The 22,499-nt window shown below is 71.2% G+C and carries 8 protein-coding genes; 2 read left to right on the top strand and 6 right to left on the bottom strand.

Features of this window, described 5'->3' with window-relative positions:
- The first annotated feature begins 358 nt into the window (after positions 1 to 358).
- On the top strand, positions 359 to 1,462 hold the full coding sequence (locus IT779_RS26725; protein ID WP_332838976.1) for a hypothetical protein: 1,104 nt from the start codon (positions 359 to 361) through the stop codon (positions 1,460 to 1,462).
- On the opposite strand, the gene IT779_RS26720 is transcribed toward IT779_RS26725, so the two are convergent.
- Positions 1,434 to 1,787, bottom strand: coding sequence for a hypothetical protein (locus IT779_RS26720; protein WP_196152179.1), 354 nt, complete (start codon positions 1,785 to 1,787; stop codon positions 1,434 to 1,436). The two genes, IT779_RS26725 and IT779_RS26720, sit on opposite strands and share 29 nt — an antisense overlap.
- 270 nt (positions 1,788 to 2,057) lie before the next feature.
- Between IT779_RS26720 and IT779_RS26715 the strand changes: the two genes are divergently transcribed.
- Positions 2,058 to 2,393 (top strand): RNA polymerase-binding protein RbpA, encoded by a 336-nt coding sequence (locus tag IT779_RS26715; protein WP_196152178.1) that lies wholly within the window; start codon positions 2,058 to 2,060, stop codon positions 2,391 to 2,393.
- Positions 2,394 to 2,457: 64 nt separating this feature from the next.
- Here IT779_RS26715 and IT779_RS26710 read toward each other — a convergent pair whose 3' ends face one another.
- The 5 genes from IT779_RS26710 to IT779_RS26690 form a co-directional block, all read right to left on the bottom strand.
- Positions 2,458 to 3,240, bottom strand: a complete 783-nt coding sequence (locus IT779_RS26710; RefSeq protein WP_196152241.1) for an ABC transporter permease — start codon at positions 3,238 to 3,240, stop codon at positions 2,458 to 2,460.
- A gap of 95 nt (positions 3,241 to 3,335) precedes the next feature.
- Positions 3,336 to 4,331, bottom strand: a complete 996-nt coding sequence (locus tag IT779_RS26705) for an ATP-binding cassette domain-containing protein (protein WP_196152177.1) — start codon at positions 4,329 to 4,331, stop codon at positions 3,336 to 3,338.
- A gap of 73 nt (positions 4,332 to 4,404) precedes the next feature.
- The gene (locus tag IT779_RS26700) at positions 4,405 to 18,072 is read right to left on the bottom strand and encodes a non-ribosomal peptide synthetase (RefSeq protein WP_196152176.1); all 13,668 of its coding nucleotides are present in this window, start codon (positions 18,070 to 18,072) and stop codon (positions 4,405 to 4,407) included.
- A 365-nt stretch (positions 18,073 to 18,437) separates the two neighbouring features.
- Positions 18,438 to 20,024 (bottom strand): apolipoprotein N-acyltransferase, encoded by a 1,587-nt coding sequence (lnt, locus tag IT779_RS26695; protein WP_232542114.1) that lies wholly within the window; start codon positions 20,022 to 20,024, stop codon positions 18,438 to 18,440.
- 367 nt (positions 20,025 to 20,391) lie between these two features.
- A complete protein-coding gene (locus tag IT779_RS26690) occupies positions 20,392 to 21,990 on the bottom strand; it encodes an amidohydrolase (protein ID WP_196152174.1) in 1,599 nt (532 codons plus the stop codon).
- Between the last annotated feature and the right edge of the window lie 509 nt (positions 21,991 to 22,499).

The raw sequence follows: 22,499 nt of genomic DNA, 5'->3' as shown, positions 1-22,499 counted from the left end.
CGCGCGAATCGTGGGCACGCGCGGACAGCGCCGTCCGCGCGTGCCGCTCCACACTCCCGCACCGCTCGACCCGAGGACCACCGAGCAGCACTGCTCGACAGTCATCCATGGATGCCGCCCACTTCGACGCCGCTGGCCCCGGCGACCATCGACGAACTCGATTCGACGTCCATGAGATCGCTCGATCCACTCCGGCGCCACTCGACTCGCCGACCGACTACCGTGCACGACGATCGCCGACGCCTCGCCTCTCCCCTACTCCGGTGCCGCCCTCGCGGCATGACGGTACCGAGGTGCTACTCGTGAATCGTTCCGCGGCGGGACGTGTCGCGCGGGCGCGGATTCCTACCGTCACATCATGTCGACGATCGAATTCGATGCAGCGGTAACCGATTCCCGACCGAAGCGGCGCGCGACCGAACCGATGCCGGTGCGTCGAGCGCACCGTCCCCTGCTCTGCATGGTCGGCCTGATGGCGGCGCTGGTGCTCGTCGCGACCGTCGGCATGCTGGTCGACGACCGCAGGGTGCTCGGTGAATCGGTGTGGCTCAAACCGTGGAAGTTCGGCCTCGCCTTCGCCCTCTACGGGCTCACCCTCGCCTGGCTGCTGTCGCGGCCGCATCGCGGACAGCGCGTGACCCGGTGGCTCGGCACCGTCTTCGCCGTCACCGGCGTGGTTGACGTCGGCTTTATCGTGCTGCAGGCCGCGCGCGGCAGCTTCAGCCATTTCAACAACGCCGACCCCGACCCGGTGAACCAGGTCGGGCAGATCGTGTTCACGTCCGGCGTGCCCGGGCTGTTCCTGGCCAACCTCGTCATCGCGGTCATCGTGGTGCGGCAGCGACTGGTCGACCGACCGACCACGGTCGCGATCCGCGCGGGCCTGCTGCTCGCGGTACTCGGCATGGCGCAGGCGTATCTCATGGGGTTCACCGGCGAACAGCGCGTCCTGGACGCCTACGGCCGCCCCGTGCTCCTCGGCGCAGGCCACACCGTGCTCGACCACAACACCGACGCCGCGCGCGACGGCTACACCGACGCGGGGCGCGACGGCTACATCGACGCGGCGCACGACGCCGACGGCATGCCGCTCACCCACTGGAGCACCACCGGCGGCGACCTGCGCATCCCGCATTTCGTCGGACTGCACGCCATCCAGTTCCTGCTGATCGCGGTGATCGCGCTCGCGCTGCTCGCCCGTCGCTTCCGGTGGCTGCGCCCCGAACGCACCCGGGCCGAACTGATCACGGTGCTGGCGGGCGGCTGCGCGGCGGTGTTCGCGCTGGTGTTCTGGCAGGCGATGCGAGCGCAATCGCTCGTCCACCCGGACGCCGCCACGCTCGGCGTCGCGGCCGGACTGCTCACCACCCTCGCCGGCCTCACCGTGCTCGTCCTGCTGCGCGGACGCGACCTGAACCGACGTTCCGGCGCGGCTAGCGCAGCCGTTCGGCCTCGCGAGTGAGTTCGACCAGCGTGCGGCTCAGCATCGCCAACTCGTCGTGGCCTGCGCCCTCCTCGACGGCGGTGGCGACATCCTCGGCCGCGCAGCGCGCCGCGAACCAGCGATCGGCCAGATCGGCGGCCTCCTGCGCGCTGAGCACCACCGAATCGTCGGGGATTCCGGTGCCCTTGAGGCTGTTGCGGTGCTCGTAGGCGCGCTGACGGCAGGACTGGCGGCAGTAGCGACGGCGGCGTCCTGCCTCCGATTCCACGATATTGCGCCCGCACCACAGGCAGGACAGATGACGATCGGCGGCGGCACTGCCCGACCTGGCTGTATGAGGCACGCCGCACACGATAGCCCCGCCCGCCGACACCGCGCCAATTGATCCGCCAGGCCAATTGCCGTTGCGGTGCACGAGGTTCCGGAGCGCCGGTGTGCCCGCGCGTCCGACGGGCGGGCCCGACGACTACAATTGCGGTTCCCCGTCGCCGGGGCGGGAACTATTCGGGCAGGTCCCTGCGTTGTACACGAAGTTCGCAGGGTATCGATGGTCCACCGCGCGGTGGCAGAACACAGCGCGGCACAAACTCGAGTACACAGGGAGAGGCACACCATGGCAGATCGCGTACTCCGGGGCAGTCGGCTCGGAGCGGTGAGCTACGAGACCGATCGCGACCACGACCTGGCCCCGCGTCGGATTGCCCGGTACCGGACCGATAACAACGAGGAATTCGACGTCCCCTTCGCCGACGACGCCGAGATCCCTCCCACCTGGCTGTGCCGCAACGGCCAGGAAGGCGTCCTGCTCGAGGGCACGACGCAGGAGACCAAGAAGGTCAAGCCGCCGCGCACGCACTGGGACATGCTGCTCGAGCGTCGCAGCAAGGAGGAACTCGAGGAACTGCTCAAGGAGCGCCTCGACCTGCTCAAGACCCGCCGCCGCGTCTGAGCGGAGCAACCGACGACGAAGGCCGCCCCTTCCGGGAGCGGCCTTCGTCGTGTTCGTGCGGCGATCAGTGACTGGCGACCTTGCGGTAGCGCAGCAACGCCATCGGCATGGCGACGGCCAGGATCACGACCGAGCAGATCACCGCGTACAGCACGCAGTTGTCGGCGGCCCACCCGGTGGCGGGCACGAAGGTGGGCGGCGAACCGTTGTCGAACAGTTCGCGCCCCGACGCCGCGACCGCGGTGATCGGATTCCATTCGGCGACGGTGCGCAGCGGACCCGGCAGGGTTTCGGCGGAGATGAACGCCGAGGAGATGAACGACAGCGGGAACAGCCAGATCAGGCCCGCGCTCTGGGCCACCTCGACGGTCGGCGAGAGCAGACCGGTCAGCGCGCCGACCCACGACATCGCGAAGGCGAACAGCAGGATGACACCGAAGGCGAGCGCCGCGTCGGCCGCCCCGCCGTTGATCCGCCAGCCGACCACGTAGCCGCAGCCGACCATGACGATCAGGCTGAGCACGTTCACCACCAGGTCCGACAGGGTGCGGCCCATGAGCACCGCGAGCCGCGACATCGGCAGCGTGCGCATCCGGTCGATGATGCCGGTGTGCAGGTCGCCCGCGAGGCCGACGGTGGTGAAGGCCGCGTTGAAGGCCACGGTCTGGGCGAAGATGCCCGCGAGCAGGAATTCGCGGTACTGACTGCCGCCGAGCGAGGCGCCGAAGATGTAGGCGAAGAGGAAGACGAACATCAGCGGCTGGATCGTCGCGGTGACCAGCAGCGTCGGCACCCGCAGGATGGTGAGCAGATTGCGGTGGGCGACGATCGCGCTGTCCCGGAACAACCGTAGCCTCGGCGCCGCGATCTCCCGGCTCGCCGCCGACTCCGCCACCGAATCCACGCTCGGCGCTTCGTCTTTCAGCACGGTACCCGCGACACTCACGACATGATCTCCTCTTGTACGTCATCGGTGGCCGGTTCCCGCGTGTCCGCATCGGGGGCGGGAGTGCCGGTGAGGGAAAGGAATACGTCGTCCAGGCTCGGCCGGTGCACCTCGGCGTCGACCACGCACACGCCCGCGTCGTCCAGCCTGCGCAGCGCCTCGACCATGGTGCGCGACCCGTCGCCAACCACCACCGAGACCCGGTCGGTGCCCGGTTCGTGGATCGGTTCGCCGACGCCGACCTGGGCCAGCACCCGCCGTGCGGGCGCCACGTCCTGACCGGCGGCCAGCGTGACGGTGAGCCGGTCGCCGCCGATGGAGGTCTTCAACTCGTCGGCCGAGCCGCGCGCGATGACCCGGCCGCGGTCGATCACCGTGATCCGGTCGGCGAGCAGATCGGCCTCCTCCAGATACTGGGTGGTCAGCAGCACGGTGGTGCCGTCATCGACGAGTTCGCCGATGACCCGCCACATGTCGAGACGCCCGCGCGGATCGAGTCCGGTGGTCGGCTCGTCGAGCACAACCACCGCGGGCCGCGCCACCAGCGCACCCGCGAGGTCGAGGCGGCGCGCCATACCGCCGGAGTAGGTGCCCGCGCGGCGGTGCGCGGCCTGTTCGAGGCCGAGGATGGCGAGCAGTTCCTCCGCGCGGGCCGCGGCGCCCCGCGTCGACATGCCGTAGAGCCTGGCGACCATGCGCAGGTTCTCGTAGCCGGACAGGTTGGCGTCGACGGCGGCGTATTGCCCGGACAGCCCGATGCGCTTGCGCGCGCCCGCCGGGTCGCGCAGCACATCGATCCCGGCCACCCGCACGGTGCCCGCGCACGGCCGCAACAGGGTGGTGACGATGCGCACGGTGGTGGTCTTGCCCGCGCCGTTGGGACCGAGCAGCCCCATGACGGTGCCCGCCGGAATCTGCAGATCGACGTCGTCGAGCACCGTGACCTTGCCGTAGGTCTTCGACAACCCGAGTACTTCCACGGCGAAACTCATGAGCGCACCTCCCGGACGGGTTCGGCCTCGGCCTGTACCGGCGCGTGTTCGCCGGTCGTTCGCTCGTATCGGGTCACTCGGCATCCTCCTGGGCGATTTCGGTCACTGCGTCGAGATGCCGGTGGAGTACCGGGCCGATCACGGACAGCGATTCGGGGGTGGTCATCGCGGCGTGGCCGCACGGGAGTACGTGGTCGTGCACGTCGCCGGTGACGAACGGCTCCCACGCGCTCGCCCGGCGGGCCGGATCGGACCGGTTGATCTCGTCGGCGCCCGCGCTGAAGAACACCACGTCGCCGTCGAAGACCCGAGGGCGGAAACCGTGCGCGAGAACGGTGCCGTTGGCGTAGCCCTCGTACAGCCGCTCCAGGTGGTCGACGGTGAGCGCGGCGAACGGGCCGGGACGCGAGCGCAGCAGGTCGGCGGCCTCGCGCAGGGTCAGGTCACCGTCGGGAGCCTGCCCGCCGAGCGCCTCGTCGCCGAATTCGGCCACGATCTCGCCGACGCTCGGCATGGCCATCGACAGCAGGTCGTCGGAGAGCCGGTAGCTGTCCATCATCGACAGCAGCGCCACGCGTTCGCCCGACTCCTGCAGCCGCACCGCGACCTCGTAGGCGATCAGGCCGCCGAGCGACCAGCCGAGCAGATGGTATGGCCCGGTCGGCTGCACCGATTTGATGTGCGCGATGTAGCGCCGCGCCGCCTCCGCGATCGACGCGTATCCCGGCTCCCCCGCGATGTGCGGCGCCTGCAACCCGTACACCGGGCGGTTCGGCGAAAGGTGCGCGAGCAGCCCCGAATAGCACCAGGACAGGCCGATCGCCGGGTGCACGCAGAACAGCGGCGCGTGACTCGCGTCGGTCACGGGCCGGATCGGCAGCACCGGCGCGAGCGCCGCGGCCATCGCGGCCTCGGGCCCGACGCCGCCGTCGAGTCCGGCGGCGATGGCGGCGGGTGTCGCCGCGCCGAACATCATCTGCACCGGCACCTCGAAACCTTCGGCGCGCAGGCGCGCGACCACCTTGGTGGCAAGCAGCGAGTTGCCGCCCAGTTCGAAGAAGCCGTCGTCGGCGCCGACGGTCTCGACCCCGAGCACCTCGGCGTAGGCCGCGCACACCGCGGCCTCGGTCGGCGTGCCCGGCGCGCGGTAGCCCGCCGACCCGGTGAACACCGGTTCCGGCAGCGCCGCGCGGTCGAGTTTGCCCACCGGATTCAACGGCACCGTGTCGAGCAGCATGATCGATTGCGGCACCATGTAATTCGGCACCAGCGCGGACAGGTGCTCGACCAGTTCGCCGGTCGAGCACCCCGCCCCGTCGCGCAGTTTCACATAGGCCACCAGCGCGGTGGAACCGGCCGGGGTGCGGTGCCCGACGGTGAGGGAGAACTTCACCGCGTGATGGCTGCCCATCGCCGTGTCGATCTCGCCGAGTTCGATGCGGAAGCCGCGGATCTTCACCTGGTGGTCGGTGCGCCCGACGTATTCGATCTCGCGCGCCCGCTCGGCCGTGCCCCGGTCGGGCCCGGCGAACCAGCGGACCAGGTCGCCGGTGCGGTACATGCGCTCACCCGGCTTGCCGTAGGGATTGGCGACGAAACGCTGCGCCGTCAGGCCGGGCCGGTTCAGGTAGCCGCGGGCGAGCGCGGAACCCGCGAGGTGCAGTTCCCCGGTGACCCCGACCGGCGCCGGATGCAGGCGCGGATCGAGCACCGCCGCGCCGACGCCGCGGATGGGCGCGCCGATGGTGATCGGATCGCCCGGCGACAACGGCGGGCCGATGACCGTCACGATGGTGGTCTCGGTCGGGCCGTACACATTGTGCAGGCGGCGTCCCGGACCCCAGCGTTTCACCAGGTCCGGCGGCAGCGCCTCGCCGCCGACCAGCACGTGCGCGAGGTCGGTGATCCCGGTCGGATCCACCGTGCCGAGCGCGGAGGTCGTGATGAAGGCGTGGGTGATCCGCTCCTCGACGAAGACCTCCGCCAGTTCCGCGCCGCCGACCACGCCGGGCGGCGTGATCACCAGCGCGGCCGCGCCGCCGAGCGCGAGCAGCAGGTCGAGCATGGCGGCGTCGAAGCTCGGCGTGGCGAAGTGCAGCACCCGGCTGCCCGGGCCCACATCGAACTGCTTGGCGGTCTCCGCGGCGAAATTGGACAGGCCGCCGTGCGTGACGACGACGCCCTTCGGCGTGCCGGTCGAGCCCGAGGTGTAGATCACGTACGCCGGATTGTCCACGCGCAGTTCGCCGATGCGCTCGTCCCGCCGGATCGGCGCGTCCGAGGCGGCCAGCACCTCGGCGCGCAAGTCCGTGTCGTCCAGCACGATCCACGCGGCGCCGTCGGGCAGGTCGGCGCGGTAGTCGGCGAGGGTGATGCCGAGTGCCGCCGCCGAATCGGTGAGCATGTGCTCGATGCGGTGCGCCGGGTAGAGCGGGTCGACCGGGACGAAGGCCGCGCCCGCCTTGGCCACCGCAAGCACCGAGGCCACCGATTCCACCGAACGCGGAATGCCGAGCGCCACCAGCGTTTCCGGTCCGACACCGCGGGCGATGAGGACGCGCGCGAGCCGGTTGGTCCAGCGGTCGAGGGCGTCGTAGGTGATCCGGGTGCCGTCGGAGCACAGGGCGATCGCGTCGCGGTCGACGCGGGCCGCGGCCTCGAAGACCTCGGGCAGGGTCACCGGCCGGTCCGCCTCGGGACCGCGCACCGCGGCCAGCCCCGACCATTCCGCGGCGTCGAGCAGTTCCAGATCGCCGACCGCCGAGGTGGGATTGGCGGCCACCGCGCCGAGCAGCCGCACCAGGCGGCGGCCGAGTCGTTCCGCGCCCGACTCGTCGAACAGGTCGCGCGCGTAGTTCACCGACAGCGTGATGCCGTTCGGCTCGCGCCGCGCCGGGTCGGCGTGCGATTCGGTGAGCGTGAACTGCAGGTCGAATTTGGCGATGCCGGTGTCGATGTCGTTGGCCTCGATGCGCAGCCCCGGCAGTTCGAGCACCCGCACCGGCTGGTTGCGCACCGACAGCATGACCTGGAACAGCGGATGGTGCGACCGCGACCTTGCCGGGTTGAGCACCTCGACGAGCCGTTCGAAGGGCAGGTCGGCGTTGGCGAACGCGTCGAGGTCGGTGTCGCGCACGGCACGCAGCAGGTCGGTGAACGGCACATCGGGACGCACCGGGGTGCGCAGCACCAACGTGTTGACGAACATGCCGACCATCCGGTCCAGCGCCGGATGGCCGCGACCCGCGATCGGGGTGCCGACGGCGATGTCGTCGACGCCGGTCATGCGGTGCAGCAGGACCGCGAGCGCGGCGTGCAGGACCATGAACATGCTCACGCCGTGGCTCGACGCCAGCGCGTGGAGTTCGCGGTGGGTGCGCGCGTCGAGCTCGCATTCCACGATGCCGCCGGAATAGGACGGCACGGGCGGGCGCGGGCGATCGGCGGGCACGTTCAGCAGGTCCGGAAGTCCGGACAGCGCGTCGCGCCAGTACCGGAGGCTGCGGCTCACGGTCGAGTCGGGATCGTGCTCGGCGCCGAGCACCGCGCGCTGCCACAGCGTGTAGTCCGCGTACTGGACCTCCAGTGCGGGCGAGACGATGTCGACGCCCGCCGTCGCGGCCGCGTACGCCTCGGCGAAGTCGGCCGCGAGCGGCTCGAGCGACCAGCCGTCGACGGCGATGTGGTGCACGACGAGAACCAGGACGTGATCGGTTGCCGCGGAACCGGATTCGCCGGGTTCGGCGACGGTGATCAGCGCCGCGCGCAGCGGAACCTCGGTGGCCAGATCGAATCCGGGCGCGACGAAATCGCGCACGGCGTGCACGACCCGCTCCGGGGTCACGGTCGCGACGAACAGCGTGATCGCCGCCTCGGCCTGCTCGAGCACCCGCTGCACGGCGGCGCCGTCGACCTCGGGGAACACCGTGCGCAAGGTCTCGTGCCTGCGCTGCACCGCGTGCAGCGCCGAGACCAGCGCGGGCACCTCGAGCGCGCCGCGCAGCCGCAGCACCATCGGGACGTTGTACGCCCCCGCCGCCCGGTCGGCGTCGGCGGCCGCGCCCGGCATCCGGTTGAACCGGTGCAGGAACCACAACCGCTGCTGGGCGGCCGAGAGCGGAATCCGCTCGGGGCGCGGACCCGCCACGAGGGCGGGCAACCGCGACTCGGACGCGGACGCGCGGTCGAGCAGCGCGGCGAGTCCGGCGACGGTGGGCGAGGTGAACACCGTGCGCACCTCGATCGCGACCCCCGTCGCGGCATTCAGGCGCGCCACCAGACGTGTGGCCAGCAGCGAATTGCCGCCGATGTCGAAGAAGCTGTCGTCGGCGCCCACCGATTCGGCCTCGATCAGCTCGGCGACGACGCCGGCGACCAGCCGCTCGTTCTCGGTCTCCGGCATCCTCGCCGCCGCCGTCGCATGCAGGCGCGGCTCGGGCAGCGCGGCGACGTCGAGTTTGCCGACCGGGGTCAGCGGGATGCGGTCGAGGACCGTGATCGCGGCCGGGACCATATGCGCGGGCAGTCGCCGGGCCACGGCCGCGCGCACCGCGTCGACGTCGACCCCTACCCGGTCGTCGGCGGCCTGGACGAAGGAGACGATCCGGTCCACGTCCGCGACGCGCCGCACCTCGGTGTAGGCGAACCGCACCGCGGGGTCGGCGTCGAGCGCCGCCGTGATCTCACCGAGTTCGATGCGGAAACCGCGCATCTTGACCTGGAAGTCGCTGCGCCCGAGGTAGACCAGTCCGCCGTCGGCGTTCCAGCGCACCACGTCGCCGGTGCGGTACATCCTGGCGCCCGCCGGACCGTGCGGGTCGGCGACGAACCGCCCCGCACTCAGCCCGCGACGGTCGAGATAGCCGCGCGCCACACCCGCACCGCCGAGATACAGCTCACCGGGCACCCCGATCGGCACCGGACGCAGCCGCTCGTCCAGGATCAGCGCCCGCGCGCCGCGCACCAGCGAGCCGATGGTGCTCGGTGCGTCCGCACGCGCGGGCGCACCGGAGACGACCACCGTCGTCTCGGTCGGCCCGTACACGTTGAACATCGCCCGCTCCGCCGACCAGCGCGCGATCAGATCGGAACCGAACGCCTCGCCGCCGACCATGAGCGTGCGCAGCCGTGGCAGCGGCCAACGCTCGTGTTCGATGGTGGCCAGCGCGGCCGGGGTCACGAAGGCGTGGGTGATTCCGGTGCGCTCCATCAGCGCGCCGAGTTCGTCGCCGCCGTACACGTCGGGCGGGCAGATCACCATGGTGGCGCCCGCGCCGAGGGCGAGCAGCAGATCGAGGACCGCCGCGTCGAAGCTCGGCGTGGAGAAATGCAGGGTGCGCGAATCGGCGTCGACCGCCATCCGTTCGCGGAACTCCTCGGCGAGATTCGACAATCCCGACTGGGTCACCGCAACGCCCTTGGGGGTGCCGGTGGAACCCGACGTGTAGACGATGTAGGCGAGGTCGGCGGGGCGGGCCGGGCGAATCCGCTCGACGTCGGTGAGTACGCGGTCGTCCTGGCGGGTGATTTCGGCGGCGAAGCCGGGGTCGTCGAGCAGCAGCCATTCGGTGGCTGTCTCGTCGCGGGCGGCGGCGCGCAGCGCGTCGGCGTGCGCGGCGGCGGTGATCCCGAGGCGGACGCCGGAGTCGGTGAGCATGTGCCGGATCCGGTCGGCCGGGTATTTCGGGTCGACCGGCACGAACGCGGCACCCGATTTGGCGACCGCGAGCACCGTGAGCACCGACTCGATCGAGCGCGTCAGGCCGAGCGCCACCCGGTCCTCGGCGCCGAGCCCGCGCGCGATCAGCGCCCGCGCGAGCCGGTTGGAGCGCCGGTCGAGTTCGGCGTAGCTCACCGATTCGCCATCGGCGGCGTCCACCAGCGCGGAGTGCGCCGGATAGCGCAGCGCGGCCGCGGTGAGCAGCGCGCCGAGCGGGCGGGGCGCGGCGGCTGGCGCGCCGAGCGCGGGCGCGAGCGTGCGACGTTCGTGCTCGGTCCGCGCGTCGATGTCGCGGATCGACACTCGCGGATTCCGCGTGATCGCCGCGAGCACCCGCTGGAAGCGGTCCGCCAGGATCTCGACGGTCCCCGCGTCGAAAAGTTCGTCGGCGTAGAGGAATTCGAAGGCGTAGTCCGGCGCCGAGACCGCGCCCGAATTCGTCACGCGCAGTTCGAGATCGAACTTCGCCAGCGCGATATCCAGTTCCTCGGCGCGCAATTCGAGTCCGGGCAGGCGCAGCGCGGGAGCGGGCTCCTCCTGCACGGTCAGCGCCACCTGGAACAGCGGAGGGCGGTTGGCGCCGCGGCCGCGGTGGCCGAGTTCGTCCACGACGCGCTCGAAGGGCAGGTCGGCGTGGGCGAGCGCGGCCAGTTCGGTGTCGCGGTCGGCGCGCAGCAGCGTCGCGAAGGAGGCGTCGGGATCCACGTCCGACCGCAGGGCCAGCGTATTGACGAACATGCCGACCAATTCGTCGAGCTGGGTGTCCGAGCGGCCCGCCACCGGCGTGCCGATGACGATGTCGCGTCCGCCGGTGACCGCGCGCAACAGCACCGCCAGCGCCGAACGCAGCACCATGAACATGCTCACGCCATGCTCGCGCGCGAGCAGGCCGAGGGTGTCGCGTGTGTCGCCGGGCACCTCGAAGCGCACCGATGCCGCGGTGTGGGCCGGGTGTTCGGGGCGCGGCCGATCGAAGGGCAGCGGCAGTTCCTCGGGCGCGTCGGCCAGCGCCGCGCGCCAGTACTCGAGCTGGGTGGCCGCGACGCTCGTCGGATCGGATTCCGCGCCGAGGCAGGCCCGCTGCCACAGCCCGAAGTCGGCGTACTGCACCGGAAGCGGCGCCCACATCGGGGCCGCCCCCTCGTGCCGCGCGGCGTAGGCGACGGCGAGATCGCGGGTCAGCGGCGCCAGCGACCAGCCGTCCGCGGCGATGTGGTGCAGCACGATGCCGAGGCGGTAGTGGTCGGATCCGGTGCACAGCAACGAGATACGCAGCGGCGTCGATTTGGTGAGGTCGAATCCGCGGCGCGCCGTCACGCGCAGCGCCCGCTCGGCGCCCGCCTCGTCGGTCTCCACGACCGTGAGACCGGGCACGGCCGCCGCGGTGGGCAGCACCACCTGGCTCGGGCCGTCGGCGTCCTCGGGGAACACCGTGCGCAGCACCTCGTGCCGGTCGACCAGGTCGGTGATCGCGGCCGTGAGCGCCTCGACATCCAGATCGCCGTCGATTCGAATCGCGAAAGCGACGTTGTAGGCGCTCGATTCGGGTGACAATCGATTCAGGAACCACAGTCGCTGCTGCGGCAGCGACAAGGGGAGACGTCCCGGACGCGGGGTGTGCACCGCCAGCGCCACCCGCCGCGTCCGGGGCGCTTCCACTATCCGTTCGGCCACGCCCGCCACGGTCGGCGCCTCGAAGAGTTCCCGCACCGGCAGGTCGACGCCGAATTCGGCGTGCAGCGCCGCCGCGAGCCTGGTGGCGAGCAGGGAGTTGCCGCCGATGTCGAAGAAGCTGTCCTCCACGCCCGCGACCGGGCGACCGAGCACCTCGCCGAACACCGCGGCCACCCGCCGCTCGGCCTCCGACCGCGGCGCGCGGGACGCGGCGCGCGCGGTGAACACCGGTTCCGGCAACGCTTTCCGGTCGATCTTGCCCGCGGGCGTGACCGGCATCGTGTCCAGCACGGTGATCGAGGCGGGCACCATGTAGCCGGGCAGCCGCAGACGCGCCGATTCGGCGACCTCCGCCGGATCGATGTCGTGGTCGCCGGTGAGGTAGGCGGCCAGCCTCGGCTGACCGTGCTCGTCGGTGTGCACGACGGTCAGCGCGAAACTCACGCCGGGATGCGCGCGCAGCGCGTGGTCGATCTCGCTGAGTTCGATGCGGAAGCCGCGGATCTTCACCTGGTCGTCGGCGCGGCCGAGGAAACGCAGTCCGTGCACGCGGTCGAGGACCACGAGATCGCCGGTGCGGTACATGCGCTCGCCGCGCCTGCCGTGCGGATTGGCCGGGAAACGCTGCGCGGTCATGGCGTGCCTGCCGAGGTAGCCGCGCGCGACGCCGGGACCGGAGACGTACAGCTCGCCCGGAGTTCCCGGCGGCACCGGGCGTAAGCGCGAGTCGAGCACGAACAGCCGCATGCCGCGCACCGGAACGCCCAGCGGCACCGGACGTCCCGCCTGCATGGGATGGGAGGCGGTGATCGCGACCGTGGCCTCGGACGGACCGTACATATTGTGGATGCGGTGGCGCATCGACCAGGTGCGCACCAGTTCCGCCGAGCACGCCTCACCGCCGACGATCACGGTCTCGAGGTGGTCGAGTCCGACATCGGGCACGGTGGCCAGCGCGGCGGGGGTGATGAAGGCGTGGGTGACGCGCTCCTCGCGCAGGATGCGCGCGAGTTCGGCGCCGCCGTAGACGCCCGACGGCACGACGACCATGGTCGCGCCCGCCGCGAATCCGAGCAGCAGCTCGAGCACCGACGCGTCGAAGCTCGGCGACGAGAAGTGCAGGGTGCGCGCGGAATCGGTGACCCCGAACAGGTAGGTCTGCTCGTGTGCCAGGGAGATCAGTCCGCCGTGGGTCACCACAACGGCCTTGGGCTTGCCGGTCGATCCCGAGGTGTAGATCAGATACGCCGGGTGGCCGATACGCAGCGGATGGTGGCGTTCGGCGTCGGTGACCGGTCCGCTGCCGACACCGGCCAGTTCCGCGGCGAGTTCGCGGGTGCCGAGCACCAGCCAGTCGACCTGGCTCTTGCGGTGGCGGCCCTGGACGGCGGGCCAGGCGGGCATCGCGGTGAGGCAGTCGGGCACGGTCAGGCCGAGCATCGCGCCGGAGTCGGCGATCATGTGCCCGATCCGGTCGGAAGGGTAGCCGGGGTCGACGGGCACGTAGGCGGCGCCCGACTTGGCGACCGCCCAGATGGCGAGGACGGAGTCGAGTCCGCGCGGCAGCGCGACCGCGACCACGACTTCCGGCCCCGCACCGTGCTCGATCAGCACCCGCGCCAGCGCGTTGGACCGCTCGTCGAGCTCACGGTAGGTGGTGCCGCGGCCGCGGTAGCGCACGGCGATCGTGTCGGGCACGCGTTCGGCGGTGTCGGCGAGCATCCGGGCCAGGGTCAGTGGCGGTTCGGCGGGCGAGCCCGCGAACGGGACCAGCTTGCCGGATTCGCGCGCGTCGAGGATGTCGACATCGCCGACCGGGGTCTGCGGCGATGCCACCACCGCGTCCAGGATCGTCAGGAATCGGCGCGCGAAGGTCTCCACCGTCCGATGGTCGAAGACGTCACGGGCGTAACCGAATTCGGCGTGCATCGGGCCGCCGTCCGGATCGTCGTGCAGTTCCAGCTGGAGATCGAACTTCGCCTGCGCGGCGTTCAGGTCGATGACTTCGGTGCGCACGGCGGGCAGTGCGATCCTCAGCTCGGGGACGCGGTCGTAGGACAGCATCACCTGGAACAGCGGGTGGCGGGCGCCGGACCGTTCCGGGTTGACCGCCTCGACCAGGCGCTCGAACGGCACGTCGGCGTTGGCGAAGGCGTTCAGGTCGGTTTCGCGGATCGCGTCGAGCATCCGGTCGAAGCCCGAGGCCGGGTCGACCTCGGTGCGCAGGACGAGGGTGTTGACGAACATGCCGACCAGTTCGTCCAGTGCCGGATCGGAGCGCCCCGCGATGGGCGTGCCGATGGTGATATCGGTGGTTCCGCACAGGCGCGAGAGCAGCGCGGCCAGCGTCGCGTGCAGCACCATGAACATGCTGACGCCCTTGGCCGCGGCGAGTTCGGCCGCCGCGCGGCGGGTTTCGGCGGAGATCGCGAACTCGACACGGCCGCCGTCGGTACTGCGGCGCATCGGGCGCGGACGGTCGAGCGGCAGGTCGAGCTGATCGGGCAGGCCGGTCAACTCGGCGCGCCAGTAGGTCAACTGGCGACTCAGCGCGCTGGCCGGATCGGACTCCTCGCCCAGCAGCTCCCGCTGCCACAGCGCGAAATCCGCGTACTGCACCGGCAGCGGCACCCAGCGCGGCGCCGAACCCGCGGCGCGCGCCGTCACCGCCGTCATCAGATCGCGGGCCAGCGGGGCGATCGACCAGCCGTCGCCGACGATATGGTGCAGCACCACCGCGAACAGGTGGCTGTCGGGCCCGGTCCGGTACAGCGCCACCCGAATCGGCGCCTGCTTGCGCAGATCGAACTCGTAGCAGGCGAATTCGGTGGCCGCCGCGACCGCGTCGCCGCCCGCCACCTCGACCGGTTCCAAGGTCAGCGGGATCTCGGCGGCCGGGTGGATCAGCTGATACGGTCCCTCGGCCGTCTCCGGGAATGTGGTGCGCAGACTCTCGTGGCGGGCGATCACGTCGAAGAGCCCGGCGCGCAACGCCTCCAGGTCGAGCGGCCCCTCGAGACGCACCGCCAGCGGCATGTTGTAGGCGGCGGCGTGCTCGGCGAACCGGTTCAGGATCCACAGGCGCTGCTGGGCCAGCGACAGCGGTATCCGCTCCGGGCGCAGCGCGGGCGCGAGTCGCGGCGACGCGGTGTCGACGGCGAGGTCGGCGAAGCGCTCGGCCACCGTGGCCACATCGCCTGCTTCGAACAGGTCGCGGATGGTCAGGCCGGTCGCGAAGGTCGCGTTGACGCGCGCGACCGCGCGCGCCGCGATCAGCGAGTTGCCGCCGAGATCGAAGAAACTGTCGCCGATGCCGATTTCGGCTTCGGCCAGGTCGAGCACCTCGGCGAAGATCGCGACCAGCGCCCGCTCGATCTCGGTGCGCGGCGCCTCGGCGACCCGGTGCGAGCGCAGCACGCCCGTCGGGGCGGGCAGCGCCTTGCGGTCGATCTTGCCGTTGGAGCTCAGCGGCAGTTCGGCGAGTTCGATCAGCGCCGCGGGCACCATGTAGCCGGGCAGCGTCGCGCGCAGCGCGTTGAGCAGCGCGGCGGTGTCCACCGAGGCGGGCGCACCGGGAGCGGGCACCACGTAGGCGACCAGTTCGTCGCCCTTGCGGCCCGCGTGCGCCACGCAGACCGCGCGCGCCACCGATGGATCGGAGAGCAGCGCGGACTCGATTTCGCCGAGCTCGATGCGCAGGCCGCGGATCTTGACCTGGAAATCGGTGCGCCCCAAGTACTCCAGGACACCGCGCGCGCAATCCGCGCCGACCCGCCAGCGCGCCAGATCACCGGTGCGGTACATCCGGGCGCCGGGGGTGAACGGGTCGGCGACGAACCGGTCGGCGGTCAGGCGCGGCTGTCCGAGATAGCCGCGCGCCAACTGCACGCCGGACAGGTACAGCTCCCCCACCGCGCCGGGCGCCACCGGATGCAGCCGGGAGTCGAGCACGTAGGTCCTGGTGTTCCAGACCGGCGAGCCGATCGGGACGGTGAGGGCGTCGGGCGGGCACGGCCAGTAGGTGACGTCGACGGCGGCCTCGGTGGGACCGTACAGATTGTGCAGTTCGGCGCCGCCGAGAGCGGCGTGGAAGTCGCGCACGGTGATCGACGGCAGCGCCTCACCGCTGCAGAACACCCGGCGCAGCCGCAGGCAGGCGGCGGTGTCGGCGTCGTCGAGGAACATCGAGAGCATCGACGGCACGAAATGCGCGGTGGTGATGCCGCGTTCGGCGATCATGCAGGCCAGGTAGACCGGGTCGCGGTGGCCGTCGTGTTCGGCGACGACGAGCCTCGCCCCGACCTGCAGCGGCCAGAAGAACTCCCAGACCGACACGTCGAAGGTGGCGGGCGTTTTCTGGAGGACGGCGTCGGTGGCGTCGAGCGGATACTCGTGCTGCATCCAGCGCAGCCGGTTCACGATCGCGCGGTGGGTGACCCCGACCCCCTTGGGTCTGCCCGTCGACCCGGAGGTGAACAGCACGTAGGCCAGATTGTCGCCGTGCAGCGGCGCGCGGCGTTCGGCGTCGACGAGCGGCGACGGATCGAATCCGGTGAGGTCGAGGGTGTCCAGCGCCAGCGTGGCGGCGCGCGGCGGCGCCGTCGACCCGTCGCGCGCGGCGGTGAGTACGCAGACCGGGCGGGCCTGGGCCAGGATGCCGTCCACGCGGTCGGCCGGATGGTCGGTGTCCAACGGCAGATAGGCCGCGCCCGCCTTGACGATCGCGTACATGCCGACGACGAGTTCCACGCTGCGCCGCAGATACAGGCCGACGACGGCGTCCGGGCCCGCGCCGCGCGCGACGAGCAGGCGCGCGAGCCGGTTGGACCACTCGTCGAGTTCGCGATAGGTGAGCGCCTCGTCCTCGAATTCGAGGGCGATGGCGTCGGGGCATTCGACGGCGCGTTCGGCGAACAGCGAGACCAGGGTGGCCGGATCGACCGGCCGGTCGGTGGCGTTCCAGCGATGCAGGACCAGGGTGCGCTCGGCGTCGGTGATGGCGTCCATGGTCAGCGCCCGGGTATCGGGCGCGGCGCCGAGGAACCTGTGCAGGAAGTCGACGAAGCGGCCGTGGTGGACGTCGACCTCGGATTCGGTGTAGAGCGTCGGATTCGCCTCGAAGTCGACGTGGATGCGCCCGCCCTCGCCGTTGTAGATATTGACCGACAGATCCTCGACCGGGCCGGTGGCCAGCAGATGCAGCGAGCCGACGATGCTGCCGAACCGCACCTCGTTGTGGAACAGCATGATGTTGACCATCGGGCCGAAGAATCCGCGCGCGTCACGCGAGTAGCCGCAGTCGCGGCGGATGTCGTCGTGCCGGTAGCGCTGATGCCGCAGCGCGCCGGTGATCTGGAGTTCGGCGTGCCTGACCACGTCGGCGACGGTGGTGTGCTCGTCGAATCGCACCCGGATCGGCACCACATTGGAGACCACGCCCGCCGAGCGCCGCAGGGCCACCGTGGTGCGGGCGGAGACCGGAAGGCTGAGCACGACGTCGGACTCGCCGGTCACCGAACGCACGTAGCAGGCCAGCGCCGCGACGATCAGGGTCGAGGTGTGCGTGCCGTGCGCTGCGGTGACCTCGGACATGGCGGCGTCGAGCGTGTCGTCGAGGACGCCGCCGACGAGCCTGCGCCCGCTCTCGGCGCCGGTGGCGGGCGCGGTGACGCCCGCCAGCGACTTCGGCCCGCCCGCGCCGTCGAGTTGTTCCATCCAGTAGTCGCGGTCGCCGATGAAGCGCGTGGAATTCCGGTAGGTGGACTCGTTGGCGTAGATGTCGGCCAGCGGCGTGGCGCGCGAGACGGACGGTTCACGCCGGTCCTCGAGCGCGGTGTAGATCTCGGCGGTGCGATTCATCCCGTTCATCGCGGCGTAGCCGTCGAGCAGGATGTGGTGGGCGCGGCCGTACCAGATGTAGGCGGCGTCACCGATGCGCAGCACCACATTGGTGATGAGCGGATCGTGCTCGAGGTCGAACGGTGATCCGGCGTGCTCGTTCATCCAGCGCATCGCGGCGGCGCGCGGGTCGGGTTCGCCGCGCAGGTCGACGCGGCCCCAGCCGGGGCGCCGCGTCGGGTCGACGACCTGGTGCGGCACCCCGTCGATCTCGAGCAGCCGCAGGTGGCCGATCTGGGATTCGGCGCCGTAACGCTCGATGGCGTACAGCAGCCGCCCGACGTCGAGGGCGCCGTGGATCTCCACGTACTGGGCGATGGTCAGCGGCACGTCGGGACGGATCCGCTGGGCGTACCACAGGGCTGTCTGCGCGGGTGAGAGTGCGAAGGGCTGCGGGGTGAACTCATCGGGTGAGCATTGGTCTACACGATCGGTGGCCAATGAACTCATCTAGAAACTCCGTTCTGCCGCAGTCGACGCAACTCCCCGAGCACCACCACGACGGTGCGCACGCGCCAGCCGTAGGACCTGATCCACGCCCTATGATTCGGAGCCTCACTCACCGCGGATGGCCGGCGTTTTGGTTTTGTTTCACTTCGAACGGCATCGACAGAACGACAGATTCGACGGCAACATCTCTGCAAACAAAAGGTCAGCGGCAGGATGATGCCCGGAAGTGCGTCGATAGCGCAGAGTCAAGCAGGATCGAGAAGTAGCAACTATCTAGCGAACACTGTGTGGACGGGTAGTTACAGCCCGTTAGGGGGTGGACCCGGCGAAGAACAGACCGATGTTCGGTTGAATTGTGACGATTCCTACCGTGGGCCCGCAGTCGTGGCTTCGGGAGTGAATTCGGCGGCGCCTGCCCGGTCGCGCCGCCTTCGCCACCGTCGCGACAGCGCGAACACCAGTGCGGCGCCGGTCAGCATAACGGACACCACCTCCGGCGCCTGCCCGATCCTGGTCGCCACCGTCGTGTCGTGGCGCAGCGGCAATTCGGCGACCAGCGCGGCGGGCACGAACTGTGGGGTCTGCTGCCGGACCGCGCCGTCGGCGGTGATGATCGCGCTCACACCGGTGGTCGCGGCCACGACGAGCGCCCTGCCGTGCTCCACCGCGCGCACCCGCGACATCGCGAGCTGCTGATAGGTCATCTCGCTGTCGCCGAAGGTCGCGTTGTTGGTCGGCACGGTGAGCAACTGTGCGCCCGCCGCCATCGAATCCCGGAAGGCGCGATCGAAGGCCACCTCGTAACAGGTCGCGACGCCGATGTCGACGCCCGCCGCGCGGACCGTGCCGTCGCCGTCGCCCGGCACGAAATAGCCCGCTTTATCCGCGTAGTCGGAGAACAGCCGGAAGAAGCCGCGCATCGGCAGGTATTCGCCGAAGGGCTGGATGATCTTCTTGTCGTGGCGGTCCCCCGGACCCGCCGCGCCGTCCCACACGATCACCGAATTGGTCGTGGTCCGGTCCCCGTTCACCAACACCGCGCCGACCAGGATCGGCGCGCCGACACGCTGCGACGCCTCGGTGATCAGCGCCGCGGCGTCGGCATTGCGCAGCGGATCGATATCGGAGGAGTTCTCGGGCCAGATCACCACATCGGGCCGCTCCACCCGCCCCTCGGCCACCGCCCGCGCCAATTCCTCGGTGCGCCGGACATGGTTGTCGAGCACCGCCCGCCGCTGCGCGTTGAACTCGAGCCCGAGACGCGGCACGCTGCCCTGAATCGCGGCAACCCGAATCATCGACTCCCCCGCCCCCGGCTCGGGCAGCGCCGCGCGCAACAGCACACCGCTCACCGGCAGCGCGACCAGCGTGAGCGCGGCCGCAACGAGCACCGCTCTCCCGGTCCGCCACACCCCACGCACGGCGAGTCGCTCGACCAGCGCCGCCCCCGCGGTCCCGGTCAACGCGACCGTGAAACCGATCAGAACCGGACCGCCGAGCACCGCGTGCGACAGATACCAGCCATCGGCCTGCCCGAACGCCACCCGCCCCCAAGGAAATCCGCCGAACGGCACGCTGGAGCGCAGCCATTCGCCGGTGACCCAGGCCAGCGCGATCCACACCGGCCACCCCGGCAACCGCCCGACCAACCGGGCCAGCACACCGAAAAGCCCGATGAACACCGCACAGGCGGTGGACAGCGCGATCCACGGCAACGGCCCGACATAGATCCCGGTCCACGGCAGCAACGGCAGAAAGAACCCGAGCCCGGCCACCATCCCGTAACCGAAACCCCCACGCAGCCGATCACCCCCGCGCAACACCAACGTGAGCACCGCGATCCCGAGCGGAGCCAGGAACCAGTACGGACGCGGCGGAAAACTCCCGAACAACAACATCCCCGCCACCAGCGCCCCGACCAACCGCACCGACACCGGACGACGCTCGACCATCGCACGCCACCACGACACAGCGGAGTTCGACGCGGCCGGACTCGTCGCACCGGCGTTCGACGCAGCCGAATCCGAAGCAGTGGGATCCAGAGCCGACTTCGTCGCAACCGAGTCCGACGCAGCGGAACTCGACGTGACCGTATCCGACCCAGCGGAGGTCATCGCCGCGGGGCCCGACGCGGCAAGGTTCGACGCCGGCGAGTCCGACCCAGCGGAACCCACCACGGCAGAACCCGACACAGCCACGCCCGACACAGCCGAATCCGACCCAGCGGAACCCACCACAGCAGAACCCGACGCGGCGAGGTTCGACGCCGTCGTGGCCGATGCGGCGGAGTTGGTCGGGGCCGGGTTCGAGCCGGCGGAATCAGGCTTCATGGATGACGGCTCCGCGGTGGACGGTGCGCAGGCACTTCGGTAGGGGGGCGTCGTCCGACAGCGACGGCAGTCCCGGTACGCGGGAGCGCGGGTCGGTCGACCAGCGTTGGACGGCGTCGGCGGCCGCGGCCACGACCAGCTCGCCCGCGTCCCACACCGCGTAGGACGCGGGGGCGCCCGGGGTCAAGGTGCCCGACACGCCGTCGCGCACGCCGCCCGCGCGCCAACCGCCTCGGGTGGCGGCGGCGAAGGCGGCGCGCGGTGAGAGTCCGCTGCCCGCGCTGCGGTGCCGGACCGCCGCACGGATCGCCGCCCACGGATGCAGGGCGGTGACCGGGGCGTCCGAGCCGATGGCCAGGGGGATTCCCGCGGCCGCCATGGCCGCGAACGGGTTCATCGCGGCGGCCCGCTCGGCGCCCAGGCGCGCGGCGTACATGCCGTCCGCACCGCCCCACGCGGCGTCGAAACCGGGCTGCACGCTCGCGATGACGCCCAGCGCGGCGAGCCTCGCGATCTGCCCGCCGTCGAGCATTTCGGCGTGTTCGACCCGGTGACCGCGCGCGGCGACCGCGGGTCCGCCGAGTTCGGCGGCGGCGCGTTCGAATCCGGCCACGGCGGCGTCCATCGCCGCGTCGCCGATGACGTGGAACCCGGCCTGCACCCCGGCCTCGGTGCAGGCGCGGACGTGGGTGGCGATCGCATCGACGTCGAGATAGCCGAGTCCGCTGCCGGACCCGTCGACGTAGGGTTCGCGCAGCCACGCCGTGTGCGAGCCGAGGGAGCCGTCGACGAACAGGTCGCCCGCGAGGCCGTCGACGCCGAGTTCGGCGATCAGTTCCCGCGCCAGGTCGGCGGTGTGCACCGCCTCACCCCAGTAGGTCCGCACCTCGACCCCGTGTTCGAAGGCGCGCAGTTCGGCGAGGTCGACGCGGCCGGAGATGTCGGGTCCGGCGCACTCGTGCACCGCCGCGACCCCGTGCGCGGCGGCCGCGTCGAGTGCGGCGCGGCGCGCGCGGTCGCGCTGCCCGAGTCCGATGGCGGCCAGCGCGGCGGCGCGCACCAGGTGGTGCGCCGCCGCCCGCACCGGTTCCCCGCGCGTGTACCCGGTGGCCGCGCCGAGTTCGGGCACCGCGTCGAGCAGGGCCGAGGACGCCACCGCCGAATGCACGTCGACCCGCGCGAGGTAGACGTGCCGGTCCGGCCCGGCGGCCGCGTCGATCTCGTCGACCGTCGGCGGTCGGCCTTCCGGCCAGCGCGTCTCGTCCCATCCGTCGCCGAGGATCGCGCCGTCGGGGTGCGCGGCGGCGTAGGCGCGCACCGCGTCGAGGCAGTCGCGCAGGGATGTCGCCCGCGCCAGGTCTAGTCCGGTCAGCCGCAGCCCGAGCGCGGTCACGTGCACGTGCGGGTCGACGAACGCGGGGGCGACGAACGCGCCGTCCAGATCGATGATCTCGGCGCCGGGATGCAGCGCCCGTCCCGGCTTCTCGGCTCCCAGCCAGACCACCGTTCCGTCGGTGACCGCCATCGCGGTCGCATCGGGTGCGCTCGAACTGTAGAAGCGGCCGCCGATCAACAACTGGGTACCCACGGAGCACCAGTCTGCCGTATCGGTGCCCGCACCGGTTCGGCGCGGTGATCCGCTCCTTTCGTGCCGGAGGCGACGGCGCCGCTCCTGGCCTCGGCGATGTCGCAACCGAACTCGCCCGCGCTCGAACGCATGCGGGCGGACAGCACATGCATCGGCGCCCCGCTCGGCGGCAGCCAGTGCGCGTGACGTCAGGTGCGGCGGGTTCGACTTCGCCTTCAGGACAGGCATTCGGGACCCACTCGTGTCCATTCGCGACGCCGCCATCCGCTACTCCGAGATCGCGGCCCTGGGTATCCGCGGCAGCGTCGCAACGATCCGTCTCGCCTTCAGGACAGGCAGTCGGGACCCACCAGTGTCCATTCGCGACGCCGCCATCCGCTACTCCGAGATCGCGGCCCTGGGTATCCGCGGCAGCGTCGCAACGATCCGTCTCGCCTTCAGGACAGGCAGTCGGGACCCACCAGTGTCCATTCGCGACGCCGCCATCCGCTACTCCGAGATCGCGGCCC

It is taken from the genome of Nocardia bovistercoris (assembly GCF_015674855.1).
Taxonomy (GTDB): domain Bacteria; phylum Actinomycetota; class Actinomycetes; order Mycobacteriales; family Mycobacteriaceae; genus Nocardia; species Nocardia bovistercoris.
Note: the sequence above shows the minus strand (reverse complement) of the source record. Positions and strands in the feature narration are given on the sequence as shown.

Coding starts and splice junctions, on each gene's coding strand:
- IT779_RS26715 (WP_196152178.1), top strand. CDS start 2,058: ATGGCAGATCGCGTACTCCGGGGCAGTCGGCTCGGAGCGGTGAGCTAC.
- IT779_RS26725 (WP_332838976.1), top strand. CDS start 359: ATGTCGACGATCGAATTCGATGCAGCGGTAACCGATTCCCGACCGAAG.
- lnt (WP_232542114.1), bottom strand. CDS start 20,024: ATGGTCGAGCGTCGTCCGGTGTCGGTGCGGTTGGTCGGGGCGCTGGTG.
- IT779_RS26700 (WP_196152176.1), bottom strand. CDS start 18,072: ATGAGTTCATTGGCCACCGATCGTGTAGACCAATGCTCACCCGATGAG.
- IT779_RS26705 (WP_196152177.1), bottom strand. CDS start 4,331: ATGAGTTTCGCCGTGGAAGTACTCGGGTTGTCGAAGACCTACGGCAAG.